1 protein-coding gene and 1 pseudogene are annotated in these 605 nt (G+C 31.9%); both read left to right on the top strand.

All coding sequences use genetic code 11. The features are described from left to right. On the top strand, positions 1 to 349 hold a 349-nt coding region (rplO, locus tag AMO19_RS00140; RefSeq protein ID WP_075506837.1), incomplete at its 5' end, for a 50S ribosomal protein L15. A gap of 29 nt (positions 350 to 378) precedes the next feature. Beyond that, positions 379 to 605, top strand: a pseudogene (locus tag AMO19_RS00135) (preprotein translocase subunit SecY); the annotation flags it as partial.

Raw genomic sequence — 605 nt, 5'->3', positions numbered from 1 at the left:
GAGAGGACAAAAGTCACGTTCAGGAAGACCAACACGTCCAGGTTTTGAAGGCGGCCAAATGCCTTTATATAGAAGAGTTCCAAAATTAAAGCACTTTGAAATAATTAATCAAAAGAACTTTTCCATAATTAATTTAGAAAAATTAAATGATTTCAAAGATAACGATACTGTTAACCTAGACTCACTAGTTAAGAAAGGATTAATCTTCAAGCCAAAATTTCCTTTAAAAATCCTTGGTAACGGAAAACTTAATGTAAAGTTAAAAGTCCAAGCTCATGCATTTACAAAAGTTGCAAAACAAAAAATAGAGGACGCTGGTGGCTCCTGCGAGCTTATAAATAATAAATAAATTTACTAAAAATTTAGGTAAGCTTCAAAATGTTTGTTAACAAAAGTAGAAATCCTAGCGCTTCTGAAATACTTTCCCAATTATTTTTAAATAGAGAGCTAAGGAGTAGAGTTTTAACTACTCTAGGTCTACTACTTTTAGTAAGACTTGGTATATATATCCCTATGCCTGGTATTGATAGGGTTGCTTTTAAAAGTTTTATAGATCAGGGGGGGACAATTAATAGGTTTTTTAGATATTTTTACTGGAGGAGGAA

The sequence above is a fragment of the Prochlorococcus marinus genome, from assembly GCF_001180245.1.
GTDB lineage: Bacteria > Cyanobacteriota > Cyanobacteriia > PCC-6307 > Cyanobiaceae > Prochlorococcus_A > Prochlorococcus_A marinus_F.
The sequence above is the reverse complement of the archived record's forward strand: the minus strand, read 5'-3'. Positions and strand labels throughout refer to the sequence as shown.